General features: G+C 68.0%; 26 protein-coding genes and 1 tRNA gene. 20 read left to right on the top strand and 7 right to left on the bottom strand.

Going from position 1 to position 26,725, the window contains the following annotated elements:
• The first annotated feature begins 27 nt into the window (after window positions 1–27).
• From gpmI to BM060_RS11255, 4 genes are all read left to right on the top strand, one after another.
• Window positions 28–1,563 carry a 2,3-bisphosphoglycerate-independent phosphoglycerate mutase gene (gene gpmI, locus BM060_RS11240; RefSeq protein ID WP_074980101.1) on the top strand — a complete coding sequence of 512 codons (1,536 nt, stop codon included), beginning with the start codon at window positions 28–30 and terminating at the stop codon, window positions 1,561–1,563.
• Window positions 1,564–1,670: 107 nt separating this feature from the next.
• A complete protein-coding gene (locus BM060_RS11245) occupies window positions 1,671–2,957 on the top strand; it encodes a murein hydrolase activator EnvC family protein (protein ID WP_074980103.1) in 1,287 nt (428 codons plus the stop codon).
• Window positions 2,958–2,984: 27 nt separating this feature from the next.
• The gene (locus BM060_RS11250) at window positions 2,985–4,289 is read left to right on the top strand and encodes a S41 family peptidase (RefSeq protein WP_074980106.1); all 1,305 of its coding nucleotides are present in this window, start codon (window positions 2,985–2,987) and stop codon (window positions 4,287–4,289) included.
• Between the two features lie 3 nt (window positions 4,290–4,292).
• The gene (locus BM060_RS11255; RefSeq protein ID WP_074980109.1) at window positions 4,293–5,051 is read left to right on the top strand and encodes a divergent polysaccharide deacetylase family protein; all 759 of its coding nucleotides are present in this window, start codon (window positions 4,293–4,295) and stop codon (window positions 5,049–5,051) included.
• A 311-nt stretch (window positions 5,052–5,362) separates the two neighbouring features.
• Here the strand turns inward: BM060_RS11255 and BM060_RS11260 are convergent, their stop codons facing one another.
• The 7 genes from BM060_RS11260 to hisB form a co-directional block, all read right to left on the bottom strand.
• Window positions 5,363–6,121 carry a substrate-binding periplasmic protein gene (locus tag BM060_RS11260; protein WP_043269104.1) on the bottom strand — a complete coding sequence of 253 codons (759 nt, stop codon included), beginning with the start codon at window positions 6,119–6,121 and terminating at the stop codon, window positions 5,363–5,365.
• Window positions 6,122–6,269: 148 nt separating this feature from the next.
• A complete protein-coding gene (locus BM060_RS11265) occupies window positions 6,270–7,016 on the bottom strand; it encodes a substrate-binding periplasmic protein (protein ID WP_074980112.1) in 747 nt (248 codons plus the stop codon).
• A gap of 183 nt (window positions 7,017–7,199) precedes the next feature.
• A complete protein-coding gene (hisF, locus tag BM060_RS11270; RefSeq protein ID WP_009613829.1) occupies window positions 7,200–7,970 on the bottom strand; it encodes an imidazole glycerol phosphate synthase subunit HisF in 771 nt (256 codons plus the stop codon).
• 98 nt (window positions 7,971–8,068) lie between these two features.
• A complete protein-coding gene (hisA, locus tag BM060_RS11275; protein ID WP_074980115.1) occupies window positions 8,069–8,812 on the bottom strand; it encodes a 1-(5-phosphoribosyl)-5-[(5-phosphoribosylamino)methylideneamino]imidazole-4-carboxamide isomerase in 744 nt (247 codons plus the stop codon).
• A gap of 41 nt (window positions 8,813–8,853) precedes the next feature.
• Window positions 8,854–9,114: a DUF2164 domain-containing protein gene (locus BM060_RS11280; protein ID WP_043268350.1), complete on the bottom strand. Its 261-nt coding sequence runs from the start codon at window positions 9,112–9,114 to the stop codon at window positions 8,854–8,856.
• Between the two features lie 4 nt (window positions 9,115–9,118).
• On the bottom strand, window positions 9,119–9,757 hold the full coding sequence (hisH, locus tag BM060_RS11285; protein WP_074980117.1) for an imidazole glycerol phosphate synthase subunit HisH: 639 nt from the start codon (window positions 9,755–9,757) through the stop codon (window positions 9,119–9,121).
• Window positions 9,757–10,350, bottom strand: coding sequence for an imidazoleglycerol-phosphate dehydratase HisB (hisB, locus tag BM060_RS11290; protein WP_043256084.1), 594 nt, complete (start codon window positions 10,348–10,350; stop codon window positions 9,757–9,759). Before hisB ends, hisH begins: the two co-directional genes overlap by 1 nt.
• 151 nt (window positions 10,351–10,501) lie before the next feature.
• Between hisB and BM060_RS11295 the strand changes: the two genes are divergently transcribed.
• The 16 genes from BM060_RS11295 (at window position 10,502) to BM060_RS11370 (ending at window position 26,712) form a co-directional block, all read left to right on the top strand.
• A complete protein-coding gene (locus BM060_RS11295) occupies window positions 10,502–10,900 on the top strand; it encodes an acetyl-CoA sensor PanZ family protein (protein WP_074980119.1) in 399 nt (132 codons plus the stop codon).
• Between the two features lie 44 nt (window positions 10,901–10,944).
• Entirely contained in the window at window positions 10,945–11,181 is a 237-nt protein-coding gene (locus BM060_RS11300) for a Pathogenicity locus (protein ID WP_074980122.1), read from the top strand.
• Window positions 11,178–12,278, top strand: a complete 1,101-nt coding sequence (locus BM060_RS11305) for an NAD(P)/FAD-dependent oxidoreductase (RefSeq protein ID WP_074980125.1) — start codon at window positions 11,178–11,180, stop codon at window positions 12,276–12,278. Before BM060_RS11300 ends, BM060_RS11305 begins: the two co-directional genes overlap by 4 nt.
• A 62-nt stretch (window positions 12,279–12,340) precedes the next feature.
• A complete protein-coding gene (locus tag BM060_RS11310) occupies window positions 12,341–14,578 on the top strand; it encodes an AsmA family protein (RefSeq protein ID WP_074980128.1) in 2,238 nt (745 codons plus the stop codon).
• On the top strand, window positions 14,575–15,642 hold the full coding sequence (mutY, locus tag BM060_RS11315) for an A/G-specific adenine glycosylase (RefSeq protein WP_074980130.1): 1,068 nt from the start codon (window positions 14,575–14,577) through the stop codon (window positions 15,640–15,642). Before BM060_RS11310 ends, mutY begins: the two co-directional genes overlap by 4 nt.
• Window positions 15,639–15,911 (top strand): oxidative damage protection protein, encoded by a 273-nt coding sequence (locus BM060_RS11320; RefSeq protein ID WP_074980133.1) that lies wholly within the window; start codon window positions 15,639–15,641, stop codon window positions 15,909–15,911. Before mutY ends, BM060_RS11320 begins: the two co-directional genes overlap by 4 nt.
• A 77-nt stretch (window positions 15,912–15,988) precedes the next feature.
• Window positions 15,989–16,064: transfer RNA gene (locus BM060_RS11325), tRNA-Phe, on the top strand.
• A 232-nt stretch (window positions 16,065–16,296) separates the two neighbouring features.
• Window positions 16,297–18,606: an LTA synthase family protein gene (locus BM060_RS11330; protein ID WP_371857852.1), complete on the top strand. Its 2,310-nt coding sequence runs from the start codon at window positions 16,297–16,299 to the stop codon at window positions 18,604–18,606.
• A 291-nt stretch (window positions 18,607–18,897) separates the two neighbouring features.
• Window positions 18,898–19,671 (top strand): ABC transporter ATP-binding protein, encoded by a 774-nt coding sequence (locus BM060_RS11335; RefSeq protein WP_043268338.1) that lies wholly within the window; start codon window positions 18,898–18,900, stop codon window positions 19,669–19,671.
• 14 nt (window positions 19,672–19,685) lie between these two features.
• Window positions 19,686–20,438: an ABC transporter substrate-binding protein gene (locus tag BM060_RS11340; protein WP_074980139.1), complete on the top strand. Its 753-nt coding sequence runs from the start codon at window positions 19,686–19,688 to the stop codon at window positions 20,436–20,438.
• A 54-nt stretch (window positions 20,439–20,492) separates the two neighbouring features.
• Window positions 20,493–21,188 carry an ABC transporter permease gene (locus BM060_RS11345; RefSeq protein WP_058488105.1) on the top strand — a complete coding sequence of 232 codons (696 nt, stop codon included), beginning with the start codon at window positions 20,493–20,495 and terminating at the stop codon, window positions 21,186–21,188.
• Window positions 21,185–21,877, top strand: coding sequence for an ABC transporter permease (locus tag BM060_RS11350; RefSeq protein WP_074980141.1), 693 nt, complete (start codon window positions 21,185–21,187; stop codon window positions 21,875–21,877). Before BM060_RS11345 ends, BM060_RS11350 begins: the two co-directional genes overlap by 4 nt.
• A gap of 68 nt (window positions 21,878–21,945) precedes the next feature.
• A complete protein-coding gene (locus BM060_RS11355) occupies window positions 21,946–23,157 on the top strand; it encodes a methyltransferase (protein ID WP_074980359.1) in 1,212 nt (403 codons plus the stop codon).
• 402 nt (window positions 23,158–23,559) lie between these two features.
• Window positions 23,560–24,030, top strand: coding sequence for a MarR family winged helix-turn-helix transcriptional regulator (locus BM060_RS11360; RefSeq protein ID WP_009613856.1), 471 nt, complete (start codon window positions 23,560–23,562; stop codon window positions 24,028–24,030).
• Window positions 24,031–24,033: 3 nt separating this feature from the next.
• The gene (locus tag BM060_RS11365) at window positions 24,034–25,512 is read left to right on the top strand and encodes an efflux transporter outer membrane subunit (protein WP_074980144.1); all 1,479 of its coding nucleotides are present in this window, start codon (window positions 24,034–24,036) and stop codon (window positions 25,510–25,512) included.
• A gap of 12 nt (window positions 25,513–25,524) precedes the next feature.
• A complete protein-coding gene (locus BM060_RS11370; RefSeq protein WP_058070810.1) occupies window positions 25,525–26,712 on the top strand; it encodes an HlyD family secretion protein in 1,188 nt (395 codons plus the stop codon).
• Window positions 26,713–26,725: the final 13 nt, after the last annotated feature.

Consider the following 26,725-nt stretch of genomic DNA (forward strand, 5'->3'; position numbering starts at 1 on the left):
ACCCCCGTTTTGGAAAGAGCCGCACCTATGACTGCATCGCCCAAACCCCTGGTCCTGATCATCCTGGACGGCTTCGGCCATAGCGACAGCCCCGAGTACAACGCCATCTTCGCCGCGAAGAAGCCGAATCTCGACCGCCTGCTGGCCACCCAGCCGCACGGCCTGATCTCCGGTTCGGGCATGGACGTGGGCCTGCCGGACGGGCAGATGGGCAACTCCGAGGTCGGTCACATGAACCTCGGCGCCGGGCGCGTCGTCTACCAGGACTTCACCCGCGTGACCAAGGCCATCCGCGACGGCGAGTTCTTCGACAACCCGGTGCTGACCGGCGCGGTGGACAAGGCGGTGGGCGCCGGCAAGGCCGTGCACATCCTCGGCCTGCTTTCCGACGGCGGCGTGCACAGCCACCAGGACCACCTGATCGCCATGGCCGAACTGGCCGCCCAGCGTGGCGCGCAGAAAATCTACCTGCACGCCTTCCTCGACGGCCGCGACACCCCGCCCAAGAGCGCCGAGCCGTCGCTGAAGCTGGTCGACGATGCCTTCGCCCGCATCGGCAAGGGCCGCACCGCCAGCATCATCGGCCGCTACTTCGCCATGGACCGCGACAACCGCTGGGACCGCGTCGAAGCCGCCTACAACCTGATCACCGAAGGCGCCGCCGAATTCACCGCCAACAACGCCGTGGCCGCGCTGCACGCCGCCTACGAGCGCGGCGAGAGCGACGAGTTCGTCAAGGCCACCCGCATCGGCGCACAGGTGCGCGTGGAAGATGGCGACGCCGTGGTGTTCATGAACTTCCGCGCCGACCGCGCCCGCGAACTGTCGCGCGCCTTCGTCGAGCCGGGCTTCAAGGAATTCCCGCGCCGGCGCGAGCTGCACCTGGCCGAGTACGTGATGCTCACCCAGTACTCGGCGAACATCCCGGCGCCCAGCGCGTTCAAGCCCGAGTCGCTGGACAACGTCCTCGGCGAATACCTGGCGAAGAACGGCAAGACCCAGCTGCGCATCGCCGAGACCGAGAAGTACGCCCACGTCACCTTCTTCTTCTCCGGCGGCCGCGAAGAGCCGTTCGAGGGCGAAGAGCGCATCCTGATCCCCTCGCCGAAGGTCGCCACCTACGACCTGCAGCCGGAAATGAGCGCGCCGGAAGTCACCGACAGGATCGTCGAGGCCATCGAAAACCAGCGCTACGACGTCATCGTGGTCAACTACGCCAACGGCGACATGGTCGGCCACACCGGCGTGTTCGAGGCCGCGGTCAAGGCCGTGGAATGCCTGGACACCTGCGTCGGGCGCATCGCCGCGGCGCTGGACAAGGTCGGCGGCGAAGCCCTGATCACCGCCGACCACGGCAACGTCGAGCAGATGGAAGACGAAAGCACCGGCCAGGCGCACACCGCGCACACCTGCGAGCCGGTGCCCTTCATCTACGTCGGCAAGCGCAAGCTGAGCATCCGCGAAGGCGGCGTGCTGGCCGACGTGGCGCCGACCATGCTGACGCTGATGGGCCTGCCGGTGCCGGCCGAGATGACCGGCAAATCCATCGTCACCCTGGAGTGACCCTCGCGAGCTGCAGGCGGCGTGATGCTTTTCACGCGCCGCTTGCGGCTTGTAACGATTTTTTTATGCATACTAGGCCGATTCCGCCTCCAGGTGCCCGCCACCCCATGCATCGCGCCCTCTCCTCCCTGCTGCTGATCTGCCTGCTGAGCCCGCTGGCGGCCGTCGCCGACGATCGCGCCGACACCCAGAAGCAGATCGAGCGGACGCAGAAAGACATCGCCGAGCTGAAGAAGACCCTCAGCGGCATCCAGGAAGAGAAATCCGGGGTGCAGAAGCAGCTCAAGTCCACCGAGACGCAGATGGGCGACCTGGAGAAGCAGGTCAAGGCGCTGCAGGAGGAGCTGGAGAAGAGCGAAAAGGAGCTCCAGCGCCTGGACGAGGAGAAAAAAAAACTCCAGGGCGCGCGCCTTGAACAGCAACGGCTGATCGGCATCCAGGCCCGCGCCGCGTACCAGAGCGGCCGCGAGGAATACCTCAAGCTGCTGCTGAACCAGGAACATCCCGAGAAGTTCAGCCGCACCCTCACCTACTACGACTACATCAACCGCGCGCGCCTGGAACAGCTCAACGCCTTCAACGAGACCCTGCGCCAGCTGGAAAACGTCGAGCGCGACATCACCGCGCAGAAGAGCCAGCAACTGGCCCAGCAGCAGGACCTCGAGGCCCGCCGCCAGGAACTGGCCGAGGCGCGCAAGCAGCGCCAGGAAGCCCTGGCCAAGCTCAACAGCGACTACAGCGACAGCAACCGCAAGCTGCAGGACCGCCAGCAGGCCCAGGCCGAGCTGAACAAGGTGCTCAAGACCATCGAGGAAACCCTCGCCCGCCAGGCCCGCGAAGCCGAGGAAGCGCGCCAGCGCGCCCTGGCCGCCGAACGCGAGCGCGCCCGCCGCGAACGCGAGATGGCCAGCAGCGGCGGCAGCGCGAAGCCCAAGCCCCGCGCGGACTACAGCGGCCCGCTGGTGTCCAGCGGCGCCGGCTTCGGCGGCGCCTTCGACGCCACCCGCGGCAAGCTGCCCTGGCCGGTCAACGGCCGCATCCTGGCGCGCTTCGGCAGCCCGCGCGGCGACGACCCGCGCGCCACCTGGGACGGCGTGCTGATCGGCGCCAGCGCAGGCGCCACGGTACGCGCCGTGCATGGTGGGAGGGTGGTGTTCGCCGACTGGCTGCGCGGCGCCGGGCTACTGGTTATCCTCGACCACGGTGGTGGATACCTGAGCCTTTATGGTCATAATCAGAGTCTGCTGAAAGGCGCCGGGGATACGGTCAAGGCCGGGGATCCCATCGCTACCGTCGGCACCAGCGGCGGGCAGGAAACTCCGGCGGTGTATTTCGCCATTCGTCATCAGGGCCGCCCGACGGACCCCACTACCTGGTGTCGCACGCAAGGATAAGCGGCGGACACGCCTTAGGAGCCAAACATGTCGCATCGCTTCCGTCTCATCACCCTGGCCCTGCTGCTCGGTATCGGGGCGGCCCAGGCCGCCGAGACACCGCCCGCCGCGCCAGCCGCGGCCAGCGGCAAGGAGGCGCCGCTGCCGCTGGACGAACTGCGTACCTTCGCCGAGGTCCTGGACCGGGTGAAGGCCGCCTACGTCGAGCCGGTGGACGACAAGACCCTGCTGGAGAACGCCATCAAGGGCATGCTCAGCAACCTCGACCCGCATTCGGCCTACCTGGACCCGGAAGAATTCGCCGAACTGCAGGAAAGCACCAGCGGCGAGTTCGGCGGCCTGGGCATCGAGGTGGGCACCGAGGATGGCTTCATCAAGGTGGTCTCGCCGATCGACGACACCCCGGCGGCCGCGGCCGGCATCCAGCCCGGCGACCTGATCGTGCAGATCGACGGCAAGCCGACCAAGGGCCAGTCGATGAACGAGGCGGTGGACAGCATGCGCGGCAAGCCCGGCTCGTCCATCACCCTGACCATAGTGCGCAGCGGCGGCCGGCCGTTCGACGTCACCCTCAAGCGCGCCATCATCAAGGTCAAGAGCGTCAAGACCCAGCTGCTGGAGCCGAACTACGGCTACCTGCGCATCACCCAGTTCCAGGTCAACACCGGTGACGAGGTGGTCAAGGCCCTGGCGCAGCTGAAGAAGGACAACAAGGGCAAGCTCAAGGGCCTGGTCCTGGACCTGCGCAACAACCCCGGCGGCGTGCTGCAGTCCGCGGTGGAAGTGGCCGACGCCTTCCTCACCAAGGGCCTGATCGTCTACACCAAGGGCCGCATCGCCAACTCCGAGCTGCGCTTCTCCGCCGACCCGGCCGACCCCAGCGAGGGCGTGCAGCTGGTGGTGCTGATCAACGGCGGCACCGCCTCGGCGGCGGAAATCGTCTCCGGCGCCCTGCAGGACCAGAAACGCGCCATCCTCATGGGCACCGACAGCTTCGGCAAGGGCTCGGTGCAGACCGTGCTGCCGCTGAACAACGACCGCGCCCTGAAGCTGACCACCGCGCTCTACTACACCCCCAACGGCCGCTCCATCCAGGCCCAGGGCATAGTCCCGGACATCGAGGTGGAACGCGCCAAGGTGACCCGCGAGCAGAGCGACTTCGAAGGCTTCAAGGAAGCCGACCTGCAGGGCCACCTGGCCAACGGCAACGGCGGCAAGGACCGTCCGACGCAGTCGGGCAAGGCGCCCCAGGCCGCCCCGCAGGACAGCGACTTCCAGCTGAGCCAGGCCCTCAGCCTGCTGAAGGGGCTCAGCGTCAGCCGCGGCAACTGACCGGTGCGCCGGGCACGGCTGCTGTTCGGCCTGTGCCTGGCCGCCCTGTTCGGCCAGGCGCAGGCCAAGCCGCTGCTGAGCGTGGTGATCGACGACCTCGGGCAGAACCTGGCGCGCGACCGCCAGGTGTTCGAACTACCGGCCGCAGTGGCCCTGGCGATCATGCCGGACACCCCGCACGCCGCCGAACTGGCCCGCGAAGCCCACCAGCGCGGGCGCACCCTGATCCTGCACCTGCCGATGGACCCGGCCGGCGGCCCCTACGCCTGGCGCCCCGACCTGCCGCCGGCGGAACTCGCCCGCCGCCTGGATGCGGCGCTGGCCGCGGTGCCCTACGTGCAAGGCGTGAACAACCACGAAGGCAGCCGCATGACCGCCGACCGCGCCGGCATGGACCTGCTGATGGGCACCCTGCAGGAACGCCACCTGTTCTTCCTCGACAGCCGCACCAGCGCCGCCACCGTGGCCGCCGCCGAAGCGCAGAAGCGCGGCCTGGCCAGCCTGTCCCGCGACGTATTCCTCGACGACCAGCCGGATGAAGACAGCATCGCCCGCCAGTTGCAGAACGGCGTGGCCCTGGCGCGCAAGCAGGGCTCGGCGCTGCTGATCGGCCACCCGCGCCCGGCCACCCTGCGGGTGCTGCTGCGCGAACTGCCGAAGCTGAAGGCGGCGGGCATCGAACTGGTGAAGCCCGACCTGCTGATCGCCGAACGCGGCAACCGCGCCATGGCGGCGCATGGCAAGGACGGCGTCTACCGCTGAGCCACCCACGTTTTTCGTAGGATGGGTAGAGCGAAGCGATACCCATCACCATGCCCGGCCGAGCACCAGCCGTTGCAGGCGAGCATGGCTTCTCGTAGGAGCGAGCTTGCTCGCGAACAAACGCGGTGCCATGCGGTTCGCGAGCAAGCTCGCTCCTACGAAGAGCACCCCGGTGCAGCCTGTAGGACAGCTTCGCCAACACCTGTAGGAGCGCGCCCTGCGCGCGATCGCGGGCAGGGCCCGCTCCTACAATCGTGCATCCTCAGAACCGTAGCGCGGGCGCAGGAGCGGACTCTGTCCGCGATCCGGCCTCAGAGGTAATTGTTGGTAACCTCGTCCACATACCCCTCGGCGCGCATCTGGTCCAGGGCCTTCTGCAGGCGCTCGACCACCTCGTCCGGGGTGTCCTTGTTCAGCGCCAGGTACAGCTGCGCCTCGTTGAAGCGCAGCACCGTCTGCAGACCGCTGACGCCCTCCTGCTTGGCCAGGTAGCGGCCCACCGGGTCGGTGGTGGCCCAGAGGTCGATCTGCCCGGTCATCAGCTTCTTCACGTTCTCCTGGTCACGCAGGGCGTTGATCACCGGGATGCCCTGGCTCTCCAGCGCCTGGCTGACGGCGTCATTCTTGTAGGCGCCGAGCTTGTACTTGCCGGCCTCCTTGACGTCCTTCAGCGCGGTGATCTTGCTGCCCGGCGGGGCCAGCACCACCCAGCCGGTCTTCGCCAGCGGGCCCACCCACTTGAACAGCGGCACCCGCTCGGGGGTGTAGGTGGTGGAGAACAGGCCGTAGCCGGCGCGGTCCAGGGTCAGCTTGTACAGCCGGTCCCAGGGGAAGCGCAGGCTCAGGGTGTAGCCGATGCCGGCGCGCTTGAACATCTCGCGGACGATGTCCGCGCTGATGCCGTCGATGCCTTCGTCGCGGGCGAAGTTCTTGTCGTCCACCGCCATGTTGAACGGCGGGAAGTTCTCCGTCAGCAGCACCACCTTGTAGTCGGCGGGCAAGTCGGCGCGGGCCGTGGCGGCCCCCAGCAGCAGGCCGATGAACAGCCCGCAGGTCTTGAGTTTCAGCATGGTCATACCGCTCGCTTGGTTATCGTTATGGCTAGCGGCATCCCTGCATCGTGGACGCGATTCCCGTCCTGTACACCATCCCTGGCACAGCTCCGGCCGTGGCCGGCAACGCACCGCGGCGCCGCTCCCCTCGAGCGGCGCCGGCGGATCACAGGTAGCTGTTCAGCACATCGTTGACGAAGCCTTCGGCGCGCATCTTGTCCAGCGCGGCCTGCAGCTTCTGCACCACTTCGTCGGGGGTTTCCTTGTTCAGCGCCAGGTACAGCTGGTCGCTGTTGAAGCGCAGCACCGTCTTCAGGCCGCTGACGCCGACCTGCTTGGCCAGGTAGCGCCCGGCCGGGTCGCCGCTGGCCCAGAGGTCGATCTCGCCCTTCTGCAGCTTGCCGGCGTTCTCCTGGTCGCGCAGCACCAGCGCCGGCTCGAAGCCATGATCGGCGAGGTACTCGGCCATGGCGTCGCCCTTGTAGGCGCCCACCCGGTACTTCTTCGCCTCGTCCAGGCTCTTCAGGGCGATGGGGCTGTCGCCGCGGGCCAGCAGCACCCAGTCGTCCGGGCCGATGGGGCCGACCCACTTGAAGGCGCTTTCCCGCTCCGGCAGCCGCGCGGTGACGAAGACGCCGTAGTCCGGCTTCTCCAGCGCCAGCTTGTAGATACGCTCCCAGGGGAAGCGCAGGGTCATGCTGTATTTGATGCCAGCGCGCTTGTACATCTCCCGGACGATGTCCACGGCGATGCCGTCGATGTTGTCTTCCTGGGCGAAGTTCTTGCCGTTGATGGCCATGTTGTAGGGTGGGAAGTTCTCCGTCAGCAGGACCATGCTGTAGTCCGGAGAGATTTCCGCATGCGCTGTGCCAGCCAACAGCAAGGAGCTGGCCAGCAGGAGGCGTTTCAGCATCGCAGAACATTCCTGGTTGTAAGCGAAGGCGCAGAGCTTACCGCAAGTTTGCCATCATTCGGCCTTGCATCTTTCAGACCGTGTCACGCCTTGTAGGAAACATCGCCAGAAAGCACAAGGCCCGGCCGCCATGAGCGGGCCGGGCCCTGTCGCAAGCTGCACGCCGGCAGTGCGGCGCGCCCTTCAGCGCACCACGATGCCGCGGCTGGCCAGGTAGGCCTTGGCCTCCGGCACGCTGTACTCGCCGAAGTGGAAGATGCTCGCCGCCAGCACCGCGTCGGCCTTGCCTTCGAGGATGCCGGCCGCCAGGTGCTCCAGGTTGCCGACGCCGCCGGAAGCGATCACCGGCACGTTCACCGCCTCGCTGATGGCGCGGGTCACGCCCAGGTCGTAGCCGCTCTTCACGCCGTCCTGGTCCATGCTGGTCAGGAGGATTTCGCCGGCGCCCAGGCCTTCCATCTTTTTCGCCCACTCCACCGCGTCCAGCCCGGTGGGCTTGCGTCCGCCGTGGGTGAAGATTTCCCAGCGCGGGGTTTCGCCCGGCGCCGAGACCTTCTTGGCGTCGATGGCGACCACGATGCACTGCGAGCCGAAGCGCGCGGCGGCTTCACCGACGAACTCCGGGGTGAACACCGCGGCGGTGTTGATCGAGACCTTGTCCGCGCCGGCGTTGAGCAGGTTGCGGATGTCCTGTACGGTGCGCACGCCGCCGCCGACGGTCAGCGGGATGAACACCTGGCTGGCCATGCGCTCGACGGTGTGCAGCGTGGTGTCGCGGCCATCGACGCTGGCGGTGATGTCGAGGAAGGTGATCTCGTCGGCGCCCTGCTCGTCGTAGCGGCGGGCGATCTCCACCGGGTCGCCGGCGTCGCGGATGTTCTCGAACTTGACGCCCTTGACCACGCGGCCGTTGTCCACGTCGAGGCAGGGGATGATGCGCTTAGCGAGGGCCATTCTGGTGTCTCCCAATCTTGAAATTCGCGGGAGGCTGAAGGCTGGAGGCTGAACGAAAAAGCGACTCGGTCACGTCCAGCCTTCAGCCTCCAGCGCTTTTATTCGTCTTTTGCCCGCCGATCGCAAAGCGCCTGCGCCTCGGCGACATCGAGGGTGCCCTCGTAGATCGCCCGGCCGGTGATGGCGCCGATGATGCCCGGGGTGCGCGCGTCCAGCAGCTTCTGGATGTCGCCCAGGTTGTGGATGCCGCCGGAGGCGATCACCGGGATGCGCGTGGCGTTGGCCAGGGCGGCGGTGGCTTCGACGTTGCAGCCCTGCATCATGCCGTCCTTGGAGATGTCGGTGTAGACGATGGCGGAGACGCCGTCGGCCTCGAAGCGCTTGGCCAGGTCGATCACCTGTACTTCGCTGACCTCGGCCCAGCCGTCGGTGGCGACGAAGCCGTCCTTCGCGTCCAGGCCGACGATCACCTTGCCGGGGAAGGCGCGGCAGGCTTCGCCGACGAATTCCGGCTGCTTCACCGCCTTGGTGCCGATGATCACGTAGCTGACGCCGGCGCGCACGTAGTGCTCGATGGTCTCCAGCGAGCGGATGCCGCCGCCGATCTGGATCGGCAGGTTCGGGTAGCGCCTGGCGATGGCGGTGACCACCTCGCCGTTCACCGGCTTGCCTTCGAAGGCGCCGTTGAGGTCCACCAGGTGCAGGCGGCGGCAGCCACCGTCCACCCATTTGGCGGCCATGGCCACCGGGTCGTCGGAGAAGACGGTGGCGTCTTCCATCAGGCCCTGGCGCAGGCGCACGCAGGCGCCGTCCTTCAGATCGATTGCGGGGATGATCAGCATCGGTTGAACCTGCTCGAATCCAAGTCGTGAATGGGGTCGGGTCAGCTCTTCTCGAGCGCCCACAAGTCGCTTTCGATGCTTTCGAACCTGTCTTTCAGGTGCGCCTGCACATCGAGAATCGCCTTGTTGTAGAACAGCGGGCCGAACTCGCGCATGAAGAAGTCCAGCACTTCCTCGGCCTCGAAGCCGCCCAGGTCCAGCTCGAAGCGCTCCTCGAGGAAGCGCTGGATGGCCCGCGCCGCGCTCTGGCGCTGCGCGCCATCGAGCTCGAGGATGGCGGGTTTGTCCTTCTGGCGGGCCATGGGCTTACCAGCGGCCGTCCCAGGCGGCGAAGTTCTGCAGCAGCTGCAGGCCGTGGGTGTGGCTCTTCTCCGGGTGGAACTGCACGGCGAAGCGCGGGCCCTCGGCCAGCGCGGCGGCGAAGTCGCGGCCATAGTGGCCGCGGCCGGCGACCTGGCGCGGGTTGCCCGCCTCGATGTAGTAGCTGTGCACGAAGTAGAAGCGCGCCTCGTCGGGGATCTCGTGCCACAGCGGGTGGTCGAGACTCTGTTTGACCTGGTTCCAGCCCATGTGCGGCACCTTCAGGTGCTCGCCGTCCTCGTACAGGTCCTTGCCGAAGAAGCGCACCTGGCCGGGGAACAGGCCGATGCAGTCGACGCCGCCGTTCTCCTCGCTGTGCTCCAGCAGCGCCTGCATGCCGACGCAGATGCCGAGGAAGGGGCGGTCCTGGCTGACTTCACGCACCAGTTCGTCGAAGCCCAGGCGCCTGATCTCGGCCATGCAGTCGCGGATGGCGCCCACGCCGGGGAACACCACGCGGTCGGCCTCGCGGATCACCGCGGCGTCGCTGGTCACCAGCACGCGGCCGGCGCCCACGCGCTCCAGCGCCTTGGACACCGAGTGCAGGTTGCCCATGCCGTAGTCGATGACGGCGACCGTCTGCATTACAGGCACCCCTTGGTCGACGGCATCTGCCCGGCCATGCGCTCGTCCAGCTCGATGGCCATGCGCAGGGCGCGGCCGAAGGCCTTGAACACCGTCTCGATCTGGTGGTGGGTGTTGTGCCCGCGCAGGTTGTCGATGTGCAGGGTCACCTGGGCGTGGTTGACGAAGCCCTGGAAGAACTCCATGAACAGGTCGACGTCGAAGCCGCCGACGCTGGCGCGGGTGAAGGGCACGTGCATCTGCAGGCCGGGGCGGCCGGAGAAGTCGATCACCACGCGCGACAGCGCCTCGTCCAGCGGCACGTAGGCATGGCCGTAGCGGCGGATGCCCTTCTTGTCGCCGATAGCCTTGGCGAAAGCCTGGCCGAGGGTGATGCCGATGTCTTCGACGGTGTGGTGGTCGTCGATGTGCAGGTCGCCCTTGCACTCGATGTCCAGGTCGATCAGGCCATGGCGGGCGATCTGGTCCATCATGTGCTCGAGGAAGGGCACCCCGGTATCGAAGCGGGCCTTGCCCGTGCCATCCAGGTCGATGGACACCTTGATCTGGGTTTCCAGGGTGTCGCGCGCGACGGTTGCCTTGCGTTCGGCCATCACCAGCTCCACAGCTAACACTGCACTTAATTATAAGAGGGCCCGCATTATAGGCGCGGCGGGCCCCGCAGGGCTACGGGCGACGGTCGGCGGCGCTGGCCGCGGGGCGCCGCTTGTCCGTAAACTGCGCATCCCCGCCGAGGATGCCGCCATGCCCGTGATCGTCGAACACCTTGCCCAGCCCTCCGCCCAGGACCGCCAGGACCTGGCCCGGCTCTACGCCGAGGCGCCGGCCTGGCTGCTCGCGCCCTTCGCCGACGGCGAGGCCCTGGTGGACGCCGCGCTGGCCGCGGGCACGCTGCTGACCGGGCGCTTCAACGACCGCCTGCTGGGCGCCGCCTGGCTGCAGCGCGATGCCGACGCCTGGCGCCTCTCGCGCCTGTGCGTGCGCCGCGTCACCCGCGGCCGCGGCGTGGCCCGCCGGCTGCTGGAGGAAACCCAGCGCCAGGCGGTGCTCGCCGGCTGCCCGCTGCGCCTGCAGGCCCCGGCCGGGCAGGCGGAAGCGGCCGAACTGGCCGAACGCCTCGGCCTGGCCATGGAGCCGGCCTGAGCCCCGCCAGCCCGGGACGCAGCGCATGACCACGAGGAGCACGCATGCCTTTCGAAGAACGTGAACGCGCGGCGCTGCTCGCGCTCAAGGGCGTCGGCCCGACGGTCCTGCAACGCCTGGAACAGATGGGCCTGGACAGCTTCGGCAAGCTGCGCGAAAGCGATGCGCAGAGCATCCTCAGCGCCGGCGCCGCGCTGACCGGCAGCAGTTGCTGGAAGAACAGCCCGCAGGCCCGCGCCGCCATCGCCGCAGTGCTGCACAGAGCCAGCGAGGACGCATGAACGACATCGACATCCTGGTCATCGGCGCCGGCGCGGTCGGCCTGGCGTGCGCCGCGCGCCTGGCGGAAAGCGGTCGCAGCGTACTGATCGTCGAGGCCGAGCGGCTGATCGGCAGCCACACCTCCAGCCGCAACTCCGAGGTCATCCACGCCGGCCTCTACTACCCGCCCGGCTCGCTCAAGGCCGAGCTCTGCCTGGAAGGCCGCGAGCGCCTGTACGCCTGGTGCGCCAGCCACGACGTGCCGCACAGCCGCGTCGGCAAGCTGCTGGTGGCCGTGGAAGACGCCGAACTGGGCAAGCTGGAAGCCCTCGCCGCCAATGCCCAAGCCAGCGGCGTACATGACTTGCAGCCGCTGGACGCCGCCCAGTTGCATGCGCTGGAGCCGGCGGTGCGCGGCGTGGCCGCCCTGCTCTCGCCGAGCACCGGGATCATCGACAGCCATGCCTACATGCTGTCGCTACAGCACGCCGCGCAAATCCAGGGCGCGCAGCTGGTGCTGGACACCCGCATCGACAGCCTGCGCCGCGCCGCCGACGGCTGGATCGCCGAAGGCGTCAGCGTCGGCGAGCCGTTCAGCATCCAGGCCGAACAGGTGATCAACGCCGGCGGCCTGTTCGCCCAGCAACTGGCCGCCCGCACCGAAGGCCTGGAAGGCGTGCCGCCGCTGCACCTGTGCCAGGGCCGCTACTTCACCTACGGCGGCCGCTCGCCGTTCAGCCACCTGATCTACCCGATGCCCGAGGCCAACACCGCCGGCCTGGGCGTGCACGCCACCCTCGACCTCGGCGGCCAACTGCGCTTCGGCCCGGACGTGCGTTACCTGGAGGCCATCGACTATCTGGTCGACGAAGCGCTGCGCGAGCCCTTCGCCCAGGCCATCCGCCGCTACTTCCCGGGCCTGGACGCCGGGCGCCTGCAGGCCGGCTACGCCGGGATTCGTCCTAAACTGAGCGGTGCCGGGGAACCCGCTTCCGACTTCGTCATCCAAACCGCCGTAGACCACGGCCTGCCGGGCCTGGTCAACCTGTTCGGGATCGAGTCGCCGGGGCTCACCGCCAGCCTGGCCATCGCCGAACGCGTCGCCGCCGCCTGCTGAAGCGGGCGGGCGCATTGATATACTCCCGCCAATTCACCCGCCGCCAGAACAAGGACCCGTCCATGAAAGCGTTCGGCAAGATCCTGGGCATAGCCGTCCTCGCCCTGCTGCTACTGGTAGTCGCCGCCGGCTTCATCCTCACCCACTTCTTCGACCCCAACGACTACAAGGACGAGATCCGCCAGCTCGCCCGCGACAAGGCCAACCTGGAGCTGGACCTGCGCGGCGACATCGGCTGGAGCCTGTTCCCCTGGCTCGGCCTGGAACTGCACGACACCAGCGTGGCCAGCGTGCGCAGCCCGGACAAGCCGTTCGCCGACCTGCAGCTGCTCGGCCTGTCGGTGCGGGTGCTGCCGCTGCTGCGCCGCGAAGTGCAGATGAGCGACATCCGCGTGCAGGGCCTGACCCTCACACTGAACCGCGATAAGGCCGGCAAGGGCAACTGGGAAGACATCGGCAAGCCGGCCCAGCCCGCTGGCGCCACCCCCGCCACGCCGGCCGGCCAGGCCGGCGCACCCGCCGAAGCGCCCAAGGCGCCGGCCGAAACCGCTTCCACGCCGATGAAGCTGGACATCGACAGCCTCAACGTCAGCGGCGCGCGCATCGACTACAGCGACGAGCAGAGCGGCAAGCAGTACACCGTCGAAGGCCTGGACCTGAACACCGGCGCCATCCGCGAAGGCAGCAGCATCCCCTTCAAGCTCAACGCCTACCTGGGCACCAACCAGCCGGTGACCCGCGCCAAGACCGAACTGACCGGCAACCTGCGCTTCGACCGCGCGCTCAAGCGCTACCAGCTGGAAGACGCCAAGCTCTCCGGCGAACTGGCCGGCGACCAGCTGCAGGGCCGCACCGCGACCTTCTCCGCCCAGGGCCAGCTGCTGCTCGACCAGGCCGCGCAGGTCGCCGAATGGAACGGCCTGAAACTGTCGATCAACCAGTTGCGCGCCCTCGGCGAGCTGAAGGCGCGCAACCTCGACAAGGAACCGCAGTTCACTGGCGGCCTGTCCATCGCCCCGTTCAACCTGCGCGAATTCCTCGAAGGCCTCGGCCAGAAGCTGCCGGAGATGGCCGACGGCAACACCCTGACCAAGCTGGAACTGGCCGCGCGCCTGGACGGCAGCCGCAACGCCGTCAACCTCAGCGATATCCAGCTCAAGCTCGACGACAGCAGCTTCAGCGGCAGCCTGGGCCTGGCCGACATCGCCAAGCAGGCCGTGCGCGCCCAGCTCAGCGGCGACAAGCTGAACCTCGACCGCTACCTGCCGGCCAAGGCCGCCAAAGGCGCCGAGGCGGCCAGCGCCAGCCGCAAGGCGGAAGTCGACGCCACCGTCGCCAGCGCCACCGGCAAGGGCGACAGCCCGCTGCCCAACGCCCCCACCCAGCAGGCCTGGAGCGACGCACCGCTGCTGCCGCTGGCCAAGCTGCGCACGCTGGACCTGGACCTCAACCTGAACCTCGGCCAGCTCACCCTCGACAAGCTGCCGATCGAGAACGCCGTGCTCAAGCTGCGCGGGCAGAACGGCCAGTTCAGCCTCGACGACATGCGCGGCGAACTCTACGACGGCCGCTTCAACGCCAAGGCCAGCCTCGACGTGCGCCAGGACGTGGCGCTGCTGGCGGCGCAGAAGCACATCGAAGGCGTGCCGGTGGAGAAACTCCTCCAGGCCCAGGGCCAGAAGCCGCCGGTCACCGGCCTGCTGAACCTGGACGCGGACATCACCACCCAGGGCAACAGCCAGAAGGCCTGGATCGACAACCTCAACGGCAAGGCCAACTTCAAGCTGAGCAAGGGCGTGCTGCTCAACGCCAACCTGGAAGAGCAACTGTGCCGCGGCATCGCCACCCTCAACCGGAAGAGCCTGAGCGCCGAGCACGGCGGCAAGGACACGCCCTTCCGCGAGCTCAACGGCAGCCTGACCTTCCACAACGGCGTGGCCAGCAACCCCGACCTGCGCGTCGCGGTGCCCGGCCTGACGGTCAAGGGCGACGGCGACCTCGACCTGCGCGTACTGGGCATGGACTACCGCGTCGGCGTGATCATCGAAGGCGACAAGAGCGACATGCCCGACCCGGCCTGCGAGGTGAACAAGCGCTACGTCGGCATCGAATGGCCGCTGCGCTGCCGCGGCCCGCTGGAACTGGGCGCCAAGGCCTGCCGCCTGGACCAGGACGGCATCGGCCGCATCGCCGGGCAACTGGCCGGGCAGCGCCTGAACGAGAAACTCGAAGAGAAATTCGGCGACAAGGTCAGCCCCGACCTGAAGGACGCCCTGAAGAACCTGCTGAAGAAGAAATGACCCCCGAACGCTTCAATACCGCGGTCCTCGACTGGTACGACCGCCACGGCCGCCACGACCTGCCCTGGCAGCGCGACATCAACCCCTACCGGGTGTGGGTGTCGGAAATCATGCTGCAGCAGACCCAGGTGAGCACCGTGCTGGGCTACTTCGACCGCTTCATGGCGGCGCTGCCCACGGTCGCCGACCTGGCCGCCGCGCCGGAGGACGAAGTCCTGCACCTGTGGACCGGGCTGGGCTACTACACCCGCGCGCGCAACCTGCAGAAGACCGCGAAGCTGGTGATGGAGCGCCACGCCGGCGAGTTCCCCCGCGACGTCGAGCAGCTCACCGAGCTGCCCGGCATCGGCCGCTCCACCGCCGGGGCCATCGCCAGCATCTCCATGGGCCTGCGCGCGCCCATCCTCGACGGCAACGTCAAGCGCGTGCTGGCCCGCTACCTGGCCTGCGACGGCTACCCGGGCGAGCCCAGGGTGGCGAAGCAGCTGTGGGAAGCGGCGGAACGCTTCACCCCGCACGCGCGGGTCAACCACTACACCCAGGCGATGATGGACCTGGGCGCCACCCTCTGCACCCGCAGCAAGCCCAGCTGCCTGCTGTGCCCGCTGAGCGAGGGCTGCCGCGCCCACCTGCTCGGCCGCGAAAGCGCCTACCCGGTGCCCAAGCCGCGCAAGGAGCTGCCGCAGCGGCGCACGCTGATGCCGATCCTGGCCAACCGCGAAGGCGCCATCCTGCTCTACCGCCGCCCGTCCACCGGCCTGTGGGGCGGCCTGTGGAGCTTCCCGGAACTGGACGACCTCGCCCAGCTCGATCCGCTCGCCGCGCAGCACGCCCTGCGCCTGGGGCAGCGCCACGAACTGCCCGGCCTGACCCATACCTTCAGCCACTTCCAGCTGGCCATCGAGCCCTGGCTGGTGCGCGTGGAGGACGCAGCCGGCGGCGTGGCCGAGGGCGACTGGCTCTGGTATAACCTGGCCACCCCGCCGCGGCTCGGTCTCGCGGCCCCGGTCAAGAAGCTGCTCAAGCGAGCAGCCGACGCGTTGAATGCAGGAGAGATGACATGAGCCGAATGGTGATGTGCCGCAAGTACAAAGAAGAGCTGCCCGGCCTCGATCGCCCACCCTACCCCGGCGCCAAGGGCCAGGACATCTACGAGCACGTGTCGAGGCAGGCCTGGGACGAGTGGCAGAAGCACCAGACCATGCTGATCAACGAGCGCAGGCTGAACATGATGAACGCCGAGGACCGCAAGTTCCTCCAGGGCGAGATGGACAAGTTCCTCTCCGGCGAGGAATACGCCCAGGCCGACGGCTACGTCCCGCCGAGCGCGTAAGCTCCGGTATTAACTGAAAATTTTTTCGCGGCACGCTTGACACCCTTTCGGAAAACCCTTTTAATGCGCGCCACGTTGCCCAGGTAGCTCAGTTGGTAGAGCAGGGGATTGAAAATCCCCGTGTCGGCGGTTCGATTCCGTCCCTGGGCACCAAGACTCCGAAAGGCCCCTGCGTTCACCAGAACCAGGGGCCTTTTGCATTTCCGCCCTCAGCCGATCACGGCCGCGCTTCCGCCACTGGTCGCCCGCCCGGCGAAACTCCCTCTGTTTCCGTTGTCTACTGGCGCGTAGCACAACGTTTTTTCAGAATGATGACATTCCGGATGATTTCCGCCCGATGGATGGGATACTTTCAGGCCCTTCGATGCCTGAAAAGGGAGTGCTCGTGCATCCTCTAAAACGCTGGTGGCAACAACGCGGCAACCTCGCGACGCTTGCCATCCTGTTCCTGGCGATCCCGCTGGCCAGCCGCCATGCCTTTGGCTGGGGCAACCTCTATGGCTACCTTTCGGATCTGGCCATCGGCAGCCTGCTGGTCCTGCTGCTGCACCGCCTGCGCCTGTTCGTAGCCCTGCCGATCATGCTGCTGTGGGCGCTGATGACGATCGGCAACGCCGAGCTGGTCAGCGCCGTGGGCCGCATGCCCGATCCCAGCGACCTGCACTTCATGGCCGACCCGACCTTCGTCGGCAACTCCACCCAGGGCGGCGGCATCGCCCACCCATGGCTGGCCGGTGCGCTGCTCGGCGCCATCGTGCTCTGCGCAGTGCTGTGGCGGCGCCGCGAACAGCGCCTGTCGCGCTTCGCCTATGCCGTGCCGGTGGCCCTGCTGGGCGCCCACTTCGGCTTGCAGTACGTGATCCCCAACGACGTCGACGTGTGGAAGCAGTTCAACCTGCCGCACCGCCTGCTGGCCGGCGTCGCCAGCCAGGGCCAGCTCGCCGCCGAGGACTGGCTGGCCGGCGACCAGGGCGACACCCCGCCGGACGTCACCGGGCTGACCCAGCTCGACCTCTCCGGCACCCCGCTGCTGTCCGGCCCGGGCACGGCGAAGAATGTGCTGATCATCACCATGGAAGGCATCCCCGGCGCCTACGTGGCGACCAACCGCGCGGCGCTGAGCAGCAGCTACGAAGAATCCATGATGCCCAGGCTCAGCGCCTGGGCCGAACGCTCGATGACCACCCCGGACTACGTGGTGCACAGCCACCAGACCATCCGTGGCCTCTATGCCCTGCTCTGCGGCGACTACAGCAAGCTGGACAACGGCACGCCCAAGGGCGTCGAACTGCTGTCCAACCCCGGCCGCGCCGCCGAGTGCCTGCCGGCGCAGCTGCGCCGGCACGGCTTCAGCACCCACTTCCTGCAGGGCGCCGGCCTGCGCTTCATGGCCAAGGACAAGGTGATGCCGGCCATGGGCTTCGACAAGACCCTCGGCCGCGACTGGTTCAAGAAGAAGCCCTACCTGGAGTTCGCCTGGGGCATGGACGACAAGGCCTTCTTCGAGGGCGCGCTGGACTACGTCGGCGAGCTGCGCAAGAACAAGAAGCCGTGGATGCTCACCCTGCTCACCGTCGGCACCCACCAGCCCTACTCGGCCACCCCGGAATACCTGGCCAGGTATCCCACCCCGCGCCAGGCCGCAGTCGGTTACCTGGATGACGCCGTCGACGCCTTCCTCGCCGGCCTGGAGAAACAGGGCGTGCTCAAGGACACCCTGGTGATCGTCACCTCCGACGAATCCCACGGCATCGACAACGTGCGCCTGGCCTCGTCCTGGGGCCTGAACCTGGTGCTGGCCCCCGAGCAGGCGGCGCTGCCGCCGGTGAAGAGCGGCGTCTACGGCCACGTCGACATGGATGCCTCGATCCTCGACTACTTCGGCTTCACCCCGCCGAAGGACGTTTCCGGCCGCTCGCTGTTCCGCGAGTACGACAAGGGCCGCGAGATGGTCTCCTTCACCAACGGCATGCTGCGTTTCCACGACGGCAGGCAGACCTTCACCGAGTGCGACTTCCAGCAGGTCTGCCGGCGCTACAAGAGCGATGGCTTCATCGCCGACAGCGCCCAGTTCGTCGGGCGCTTCAGCGGCCGCGACGCCCGCCTGGTCGCCGCCCGCGCCGGCATCCTCGACCACTCGGTGACCGGCAGCGGCCCGGGCGGCGAATACCAGTTCGCCACCCAGGAGAAGATCCGCATCAAGCCGCAGGTCACCAACGAGTACACCGACAACCTGATCGGCGCCCAGTACCTGGAGTTCCCGGCCGACAGCCACACTACGGTGAACCTGAAGATCCGCGCGCTGCAGATGGACAAGGCCGGGGCCAAGGTGCAGCTGAAGACCCGCGAGTTCGAGCGCCCGGTGGACCTGGCGATCCCCGAGTTCCCGCGGCTGACCCGCGATAAGCCGCTGGAGGTAAGCTTCGGCTTCGACAACGAGCGGGCGCGCAAGGCCTTCTCCTTCCACCTGCTGGCCGAAGGCAAGGGCATCATCGAGATCACCGATTTCCACGTGCAGACGCAGCCGCGCAAATCCACCATCGACGCCAGCGAGCATCCCACCCGCCTGGCCGGCGGCAGCGTGCTGCCCGGCCCGCGCATCGGTGGCCGCCCGGCGCTGATGGCCGGCCAACTCGACCAGCTCGACGAAGAGAGCCGCGACAGCAACGCCGCCGAGCCGCAGATCACCCAGTGAACCCGGGCCCCGACCAATGTCGGGGCCTGCGGTCTTTTCCCCCGCCGGCGAAGCTGGCACTATCGCGCCCCTCGTTTCGCCGGCCCCCTCGCCAGGCTTCCGGGCCCCCGGTGTTCAGCCCAGGCGACAAGGCACTGCGGCAATGCGACAAGATGCCACCATCCAGGCCCGGCGCGGCCCCCGGACGCTTGGCGCCCCCCGGGTCGCGTGATAGGTTGCGTTCGCCAGGAAGGCCCTACCCCCTGCCGCGGCGCGCCGCGAAGCATCCGAACAACAATAGAGGAGCCCCCAATGGCCGAGGCCATACCCGCACTGGAAATCCGTAACCTGCACAAGCGTTACGGCGACCTGGAAGTGCTCAAGGGCATTTCCCTGACCGCCCGCGAAGGCGACGTGATCTCCATTCTCGGCTCCTCGGGTTCCGGCAAGTCGACCTTCCTGCGCTGCATCAACCTGCTGGAAAACCCGCACCAGGGCCAGATCATCGTCGCCGGCGAAGAGCTGAAGCTGAAGAAGGCCAAGGACGGGGCGCTGGTCGCCGCCGACAACCGCCAGATCAACCGCCTGCGCAGCGAACTGGGCTTCGTCTTCCAGAACTTCAACCTCTGGCCGCACATGAGCATCCTCGACAACATCATCGAGGCGCCGCGCCGCGTGCTGGGCAAGAGCCGCGCCGAAGCCATCGAGATCGCCGAGGCCCTGCTGGCCAAGGTCGGCATCGCCGACAAGCGCCACAGCTTCCCCGCGCAGCTCTCCGGCGGCCAGCAGCAGCGTGCGGCCATTGCCCGCACCCTGGCCATGCAGCCCAAGGTCATACTGTTCGACGAGCCCACTTCCGCACTGGACCCGGAGATGGTCCAGGAAGTGCTCAACGTGATCCGCGCGCTGGCCGAGGAAGGCCGCACCATGCTGCTGGTCACCCACGAAATGAATTTCGCCCGCCAGGTTTCCAGCGAGGTGGTGTTCCTCCACCAGGGCCTGGTCGAGGAACAGGGTTCCCCCGAGCAGGTCTTCGGGAACCCGCAGTCCGCGCGCTGCAAGCAGTTCATGTCCAGCCACCGCTAACGGAGCAACTTTGCATGAAGAACTATAAGAAGATCCTTCTGGCCGCTGCCGCCACCCTGGCCTTCGGCGCCCACGCGGTCGCCGCCGAGAAGTTGCGCATCGGCACCGAAGGCGCCTACCCGCCCTTCAACGGCATCGACGCCAGCGGCCAGGTGGTCGGCTTCGACCTCGACGTCGGCAAGGCCCTGTGCGCCAAGATGAAGGTCGAGTGCGAGGTGGTCACCTCCGACTGGGACGGCATCATCCCGGCGCTGAACGCCAAGAAGTTCGACTTCATCGTCGCCTCCATGTCGATCACCGACGAGCGCAAGCAGGCGGTGGACTTCACCAACCCCTACTACACCAACAAGCTGCAGTTCGTGGCGCCCAGGTCGGTGGACTTCAAGACCGACAAGGGCTACCTGAAGGGCAAGGTGATCGGTGCCCAGCGCGCGACCATCGCCGGCACCTGGCTTGAGGACAACATGTCCGACACCGTCACCATCAAGCTCTACGACACCCAGGAAAACGCCTACCTGGACCTGTCCTCGGGCCGCCTGGACGGCGTGCTGGCCGACAAGTTCGTGCAGTACGACTGGCTCAAGAGCGACGCCGGCAAGGACTTCGAGTTCAAGGGCGAGCCGGTGTTCGACAACGACAAGATCGGCATCGCCGTGCGCAAGGGCGACCCGCTGCGTGACAAGCTGAACGCCGCCCTGAAGGAAATCGTCGACGACGGCACCTACAAGAAGATCAACGAGAAGTACTTCCCCTTCAGCATCTACTGATGCCAGCCCGGCGCGCCCTGTGACCCAGGGCGCGCCCCTTCAGGCGCGATCCCCATGATTTTCGACCTGCACGGTTTCGGCCCGCAGCTGGCGGCCGGCACCCTGATGACGCTCAAGCTGTCCCTGGCCGCGGTCTGCCTCGGCCTGATCCTCGGGCTGCTCGGCGCCATCGCCAAGACCTCGAAGAATGCCTTGCTGCGCATGCTCGGCGGCGCCTACACCACCCTGGTGCGCGGCGTGCCGGAAACCCTCTGGGTGCTGATGATCTATTTCGGCACCGTGGCCGGGCTGAACGCCGTGGGCGACCTGTTCGGCAAGCCCGACCTGGCCCTGAGCCCCTTCGCCGCCGGCACCTGCGCCCTGGGCCTGTGCTTCGGCGCCTACGCCACCGAAGTCTTCCGCGGCGCCCTGCTGGCCGTGCCCAAGGGCCACCGCGAGGCCGGCCAGGCGCTGGGCCTGTCCGCCCCGCGGATCTTCTGGCGCATCGTCCTGCCGCAGGTGTGGCGCGTGGCCCTGCCGGGCCTGGGCAACCTGTACCTGATCCTGCTCAAGGACACCGCCCTGGTCTCGCTGATCACCCTCGACGAGATCATGCGCAAGGCCCAGGTCGCCTCCAACGCGACCAAAGAGCCCTTCACCTTCTACATGACCGCCGCGCTGATCTACCTGGGCCTGACCGTATTCGTCATGGCCGCCCTGCACTTCCTGGAGCGCCGCGCCGGCCGCGGTTTCGTGAGGAACGAGCTATGACCGACATGGAGCTGATCCTCAAGTGGCTGCCGAAGATGCTCCAGGGCGCCGGGCTGACCCTCGAGCTGCTGGCCTTCGCCGTGGTCGCCGGCCTGGCCCTGGCCGTGCCGCTGGGCATCGCCCGCGCCTCGCGGCACTGGTACGTGCGCGCGCTGCCCTACACCTACATCTTCTTCTTCCGCGGCACCCCGCTGCTGCTGCAGCTGTTCATCGTCTACTACGGCCTGGCGCAGTTCGAGTCGGTGCGCCAGGGGCCGCTCTGGCCCTACCTGCGCGATCCCTACTGGTGCGCGCTGCTGACCATGACCCTGCACACCGCGGCCTACATCGCCGAGATCCTCCGCGGCGCCATCCACGCCATCCCGGTGGGTGAAGTGGAAGCCGCGCGGGCCCTGGGCATGTCGCGCCGCCAGGCACTGCTGCACATCATCCTGCCGCGCGCCGCGCGCATCGCCCTGCCGGCCTACAGCAACGAGGTGATCCTCATGCTCAAGGCCAGCGCCGTGGTCTACACCGTGACGCTGTTCGACATCATGGGCATGACCCGCACCATCATCGCCCGCACCTACGAGGCCATGCTGTTCTTCTGCCTCGCCGGGGTGTTCTACCTGGTCATCACCCTGGTCCTCACCCGCCTGTTCCGCCTCGCCGAGCGCTGGCTGCGGGTGGACTCCATGCAGGGGCGCTGACCGGCGCTTCCCGGATGTGGCGGGGCCGCTATAATCGCCGCCCCGCCACTCACTCCCAGCGCACCGCCGTGGCCAACCGCCTCACCGACGACGTCCTGCTCCAGCGCTTCCAGGCTCTGGACGCCTTCCTGCTCGCCCACCAGGGGCTGTGGCGGCCCAAGCCCTTCACCCTGCTGGAACTGCCCTGGGAAGCCGAACACCGGGAACTGGCCACCTGGCTGCGCGGGCGCGACCTGGAACAGGCCGACACCGCGCACAACCAGCCCGAACGCCTGCCCGCGCCGGCGCCCTTCCCGGAGCTGGCGAGCCGCGCCGCGCAACTGAGCGAAGTCGAGGACCTGCCGTCCCACCCGCTGCCCAGGCTGCCGGCGCAGTTCCAGGTCGACGTGCCCGGGCGCAAATGGCAGCAGATCGAAGCCTTCGCCAGCCGCCTGGAGTTCGCCACGCCCTCCGTGCAGTGGCTGGACTGGTGCGCCGGCAAGGGCCACCTCGGGCGCCTGCTGGCCCACGGCGGGCAACCGCTGCTGAGCCTGGAGCGTGACCTCGCGCTGGTCAGCGAAGGCCAGCGCCTGAGCGACCGCCTGGGCCTGCGCGCCATGCACGTCGAGCAGGACGTACTCGCCGAAGGCGCCGCCCGCTACCTGCAGCCCGGCCAGACCGCCGTGGCCCTGCACGCCTGCGGCGACCTGCACGTCCAGTTGCTGCGCCTGGCGGCGGGCAAGCGCTGCCGGCAACTGGCGGTGGCGCCCTGCTGCTACAACCGCATCGCCAGCGAGCACTACCAGCCGTTATCCACAGCCGCGGGTGCTTCCCGCCTGAAGCTGGATCAGGACGACCTGCGCCTACCGCTCGCCGAGACGGTCACCGCCGGCGCCCGGATACGGCGCCAGCGCGACAACTCCATGGCCCGGCGCCTGGCCTTCGACCTGCTGCAGCGCGAACTACGCGGCGAGGACAGCTACCTGCCGGTGCCCTCGGTGCCCGTGGACTGGCTGCACAAACCCTTCGCCGACTACTGCCGCGACCTGGCCGCGCTCAAGGGCCTGCCCCGCCCCGCCGAGCGCGACTGGAGCGCGCTGGAGGCCCAAGGCTGGCGGCGCCTGGCCGAAGTGCGCAATCTCGAACTGGTGCGCGGCCTGTTCCGCCGCCCGCTGGAACTCTGGCTGCTGCTCGACCGCGCGCTGTTCCTCGTCGAACAGGGCTACCGGGTACGCCTGGGGCGCTTCTGCGCCAGCCAGGTCACGCCGCGAAACCTGCTCATCCTCGCCGAGCACGTCTAGTACGAGCGTTCCAGAGAGAAGCCCACAGAACCTGTGGATAACTCTGTTGAGAACACCGGGAAAATCGCTCACGCGGCCCGCTGCTGGCCTGCCGGCGCGGCTCTGTTCGAATTTTGAACAGATCAGATAATTTCTTTTAAAAACATAGCTTTAAGAAAAACCTGAAAAGCGCTGAGGCTTTTTTAGCACTAGCCGCCAAGCCATGCCCCGGCATTGTGCATAAGCACTGCTGCCGGGGCCGCGTCGCACACCGAGCGGGCACATCCTGTTTCACGGAACGCTCGCATAGTGCTTTCAGGAACGGATTGTTGCCCATTTGCAACAATCTGCTATTTGTCATTAGCTGCCTAGGCAGTATTATTTCGAAACACATTACCTGCCTAGACAGTTATTAGCCTTGCCATGGATCACTACCGCGTCACGGACTTCCCGTTCAGGGGCTCGATCGGCCAGTTGCTGGGGCTGGCGGCCATCCTCAAGGACCGCCTGCTGGACAAGCACCTGATCCACCTGGACATCACCGCCGCGCAATTCAAGGTGCTGTTCTTCATCGGCCAGAACCGCGCCAACACCCCGGGCGAGCTGTGCCGCGAGCTGTCCATCGACAGCGGCTCGATGACGCGCATGCTCGATCGCCTGGCGAAGAAAGACCTGCTGCTGCGCCAGCCCTGCCCCAACGACCGGCGCAGCGTGCGCCTGCAGCTCAGCCCCGCCGGCGAGGCGGTGAACGCCCAGGCGCCACAGATCGCCGTGCGGGCGATGAACGAACTGGTCGGCTGCCTCAACCCCGAGGAACTGCTGACTCTCACCCGGCTGCTGGACAAGATCCTCGCCAGCCATGGCGTCGCGCCCGGCGCGACCCAGGAGAAGTAGGCCATGCGTGCATTCCGCTTACCCGCCGCTACCCTGCTGGCCAGCGCCGTGGCGCTGGCCGGCTGCGTCAGCTCCTCGGGCCTGGCGCCCAGCGGCAAGGCGCTCGACAGCGCCTCGCTGCAGGCCGGCCGCAGCCTCGACGGCACGCCGCTGTCCAGTGCCGCCTGGCCGCGCCGGAACTGGTGGAGCAGCCTGGGCGACGCCCAGCTCGACAGCCTGATCGACGAGGCCCTGAAAGGCACGCCGGACCTGCAGATCGCCGACGCCCGCGCGCGCCAGGCCGCCGCCGCGGCCAGCGCCGCCGATGCCGAGCGCATGCCCACGCTCAATGGCAAGGCCAGCTATGCGGGCATCCGCGCGCCCACCAGCGTGCTCCCCGCGCCAACGGGCGGGCATTATTCGGCGGTGAAGTACCTGTCCCTGGGCTTCAACTACGATTTCGACCTCTGGGGCGGCCAGCGCGCCGCCTGGGAAGCCGCCCTCGGCCAGGCCAACGCCGCCGAGGTGGACCGCCAGGCCGCGGCCATCACCCTCTCGGCCAACGTCGCCCGCGCCTATAGCGAGCTGGGCCACGCCTTCGCCGTGCGCGACCTGTCCCGCGATGAGCTGGAGCGTTCGCAGCGCCTGTTCGAGCTCAGCCGCAAGCGCATGGACGCCGGCCTGGACAGCAAGGTGCAGTTGCAGCAGACGCAAACCCAGGTGGCCAGCGCCCGCCAGCAGCTGGCCGCCGCCGAACAGCAGATCGCCAGCGACCGTATCGCCCTGGCCGTGCTGCTCGGCCAGGGACCGGACCGCGGCCTCGACCTGCAGCGCCCGCAACCGCTCAAGACCGACGCTCTGAGCCTGCCGCCCGACCTGCCGGCGGAACTGCTCGGCCGCCGCCCGGACATAGTCGCCGCGCGCTGGCGCGTCGAGGCCGCGGGCAAGGACATCCAGGCGGCGAAGATGCAGTTCTACCCGAACCTCAACCTGGGCGCGATGATCGGCCTGGCCAGCATGCACACCAGCGACCTGCTGGAGGCGCCGAGCCGCTTCTTCCAGGTCGCCCCGGCCATCTCCCTGCCGCTGTTCGACGGCGGCCGCCTGCGCGCCAACCTGGCCGGCAAGGACGCGGACTACGACCTCGCCGTGGCGCAGTACAACAAAACCCTGGTCGGCGCCCTGGGCGAGGTCAGCGACGACCTCGGCCAGTTGCACTCGCTGGAGCAGCAACTGGTCGACCAGCGCGAGGCCCGCGACATCGCCAAGTCCAACTTCGAACTGGCCATGCGCCGCTATGGCGAAGGCGTCGGCAACTACCTCGACGCCCTCAGCGTGCAGCAACAACTGCTGCTCGCCGAGCGCCAGCTGGCCAACCTGGAAGCCCAGCGCATCGACCTCTCCGTCCAGCTGGTGCAAGCCCTGGGCGGTGGCTTCCAGGCCGACTCCGTTCCCCCGTCTTCCGCCCCGCTCGCCCAGGCGGGCGCAGCCGCCGTGCACTAAGAGGCAACCGCCATGACCACCGATACCCAAGAAACCACCGGCGGCAACCCCCAGCGCAAGCGCTGGCTGCTGATCCTGCTGGTCGTCGTCATCCTCGCCGGCATCGCCGCGGCGCTCTGGGAGTTCCTCTACGGGCGCTGGCACGAAGACACCGACGATGCCTACGTCAACGGCAACGTGGTGCAGATCACCCCGCAGATCACCGGCACCGTGGTCAGCATCGGCGCCGACGACGGCAACCTGGTGCACAAGGGCCAGGTCCTGGTGAAGTTCGACCCCAGCGACGCCGACGTGGCCCTGCAGCAGGCCGAAGCCAACCTGGCGCGCACCGTGCGCCAGGTGCGCGGGCTGTTCAGCAACGTCGACGGCTACAAGGCCGACGTCGCCGCGAAGAAGGTCGCCCTGGCCAAGGCCGAGGCCGACTTCAAGCGCCGCCAGCACCTGGCCGACGACGGCGCCATCTCCCGCGAGGAGCTGGCCCACGCCCGTGATGCCCTGGATACCGCGCGCAACGCCCTGACCAGCTCCGAGCAGCAGCTGGACACCAACCGCGCGCTGGTGGACGACACCGTCGTCGCCTCCCACCCCGACGTCAAGGCGGCCGCCGCCAAGCTGCGCCAGGCCTACCTGGACGACGCCCGCGCGGTGATAGTCGCGCCGGTGACCGGCTACGTGGCCAAGCGCACCGTGCAGGTCGGCCAGCGCGTTCAGCCAGGCACTGCGCTCATGGCGGTGATCCCGCTGGAGCAGGTGTGGATCGACGCCAACTTCAAGGAAACCCAGCTGCAGCACATGCGCATCGGCCAGCCGGTGGAAATCCGTTCCGACCTCTACGGCAGCTCGGTCAAGTACCAGGGCAGCGTGGAAAGCCTGGGCGTCGGCACCGGCAGCGCCTTCTCCCTGCTGCCGGCGCAGAACGCCACCGGCAACTGGATCAAGATCGTCCAGCGCGTGCCCGTGCGCATCCGCGTCGACGCCAGGCAACTGGACGAGCATCCGCTACGCATCGGCCTGTCGATGGACGTCAACGTCGACCTGCACGACCAGAGCGGCCCGGCCCTGTCGCAGCAGCCGCCGAAGGAAGCGCTGTTCTCCACCGACGTCTACCAGCAGCAACTGGCCTCGGCGGACCAGCTCATCGAGCAGCTGATCCACGCCAACATGGCCGACGGCCGCGGCCGCAGCACCGCCGCGCGCTGAGCCCGGAAGCATC

The sequence above is a fragment of the Pseudomonas citronellolis genome (assembly GCF_900112375.1).
Taxonomy (GTDB): Bacteria; Pseudomonadota; Gammaproteobacteria; order Pseudomonadales; family Pseudomonadaceae; genus Pseudomonas; species Pseudomonas citronellolis.

Excerpts from the sequence above, each read along its gene's own strand:
- gpmI (WP_074980101.1), top strand. The coding sequence starts at position 28 with ATGACTGCATCGCCCAAACCCCTGGTCCTGATCATCCTGGACGGCTTC.
- BM060_RS11245 (WP_074980103.1), top strand. The coding sequence starts at position 1,671 with ATGCATCGCGCCCTCTCCTCCCTGCTGCTGATCTGCCTGCTGAGCCCG.
- BM060_RS11250 (WP_074980106.1), top strand. The coding sequence starts at position 2,985 with ATGTCGCATCGCTTCCGTCTCATCACCCTGGCCCTGCTGCTCGGTATC.
- BM060_RS11260 (WP_043269104.1), bottom strand. The coding sequence starts at position 6,121 with ATGCTGAAACTCAAGACCTGCGGGCTGTTCATCGGCCTGCTGCTGGGG.
- BM060_RS11265 (WP_074980112.1), bottom strand. The coding sequence starts at position 7,016 with ATGCTGAAACGCCTCCTGCTGGCCAGCTCCTTGCTGTTGGCTGGCACA.
- hisF (WP_009613829.1), bottom strand. The coding sequence starts at position 7,970 with ATGGCCCTCGCTAAGCGCATCATCCCCTGCCTCGACGTGGACAACGGC.
- hisA (WP_074980115.1), bottom strand. The coding sequence starts at position 8,812 with ATGCTGATCATCCCCGCAATCGATCTGAAGGACGGCGCCTGCGTGCGC.
- BM060_RS11280 (WP_043268350.1), bottom strand. The coding sequence starts at position 9,114 with ATGGCCCGCCAGAAGGACAAACCCGCCATCCTCGAGCTCGATGGCGCG.
- hisH (WP_074980117.1), bottom strand. The coding sequence starts at position 9,757 with ATGCAGACGGTCGCCGTCATCGACTACGGCATGGGCAACCTGCACTCG.
- hisB (WP_043256084.1), bottom strand. The coding sequence starts at position 10,350 with ATGGCCGAACGCAAGGCAACCGTCGCGCGCGACACCCTGGAAACCCAG.
- BM060_RS11295 (WP_074980119.1), top strand. The coding sequence starts at position 10,502 with ATGCCCGTGATCGTCGAACACCTTGCCCAGCCCTCCGCCCAGGACCGC.
- BM060_RS11300 (WP_074980122.1), top strand. The coding sequence starts at position 10,945 with ATGCCTTTCGAAGAACGTGAACGCGCGGCGCTGCTCGCGCTCAAGGGC.
- BM060_RS11305 (WP_074980125.1), top strand. The coding sequence starts at position 11,178 with ATGAACGACATCGACATCCTGGTCATCGGCGCCGGCGCGGTCGGCCTG.
- BM060_RS11310 (WP_074980128.1), top strand. The coding sequence starts at position 12,341 with ATGAAAGCGTTCGGCAAGATCCTGGGCATAGCCGTCCTCGCCCTGCTG.
- mutY (WP_074980130.1), top strand. The coding sequence starts at position 14,575 with ATGACCCCCGAACGCTTCAATACCGCGGTCCTCGACTGGTACGACCGC.
- BM060_RS11320 (WP_074980133.1), top strand. The coding sequence starts at position 15,639 with ATGAGCCGAATGGTGATGTGCCGCAAGTACAAAGAAGAGCTGCCCGGC.
- BM060_RS11335 (WP_043268338.1), top strand. The coding sequence starts at position 18,898 with ATGGCCGAGGCCATACCCGCACTGGAAATCCGTAACCTGCACAAGCGT.
- BM060_RS11340 (WP_074980139.1), top strand. The coding sequence starts at position 19,686 with ATGAAGAACTATAAGAAGATCCTTCTGGCCGCTGCCGCCACCCTGGCC.
- BM060_RS11345 (WP_058488105.1), top strand. The coding sequence starts at position 20,493 with ATGATTTTCGACCTGCACGGTTTCGGCCCGCAGCTGGCGGCCGGCACC.
- BM060_RS11350 (WP_074980141.1), top strand. The coding sequence starts at position 21,185 with ATGACCGACATGGAGCTGATCCTCAAGTGGCTGCCGAAGATGCTCCAG.
- BM060_RS11360 (WP_009613856.1), top strand. The coding sequence starts at position 23,560 with ATGGATCACTACCGCGTCACGGACTTCCCGTTCAGGGGCTCGATCGGC.
- BM060_RS11365 (WP_074980144.1), top strand. The coding sequence starts at position 24,034 with ATGCGTGCATTCCGCTTACCCGCCGCTACCCTGCTGGCCAGCGCCGTG.
- BM060_RS11370 (WP_058070810.1), top strand. The coding sequence starts at position 25,525 with ATGACCACCGATACCCAAGAAACCACCGGCGGCAACCCCCAGCGCAAG.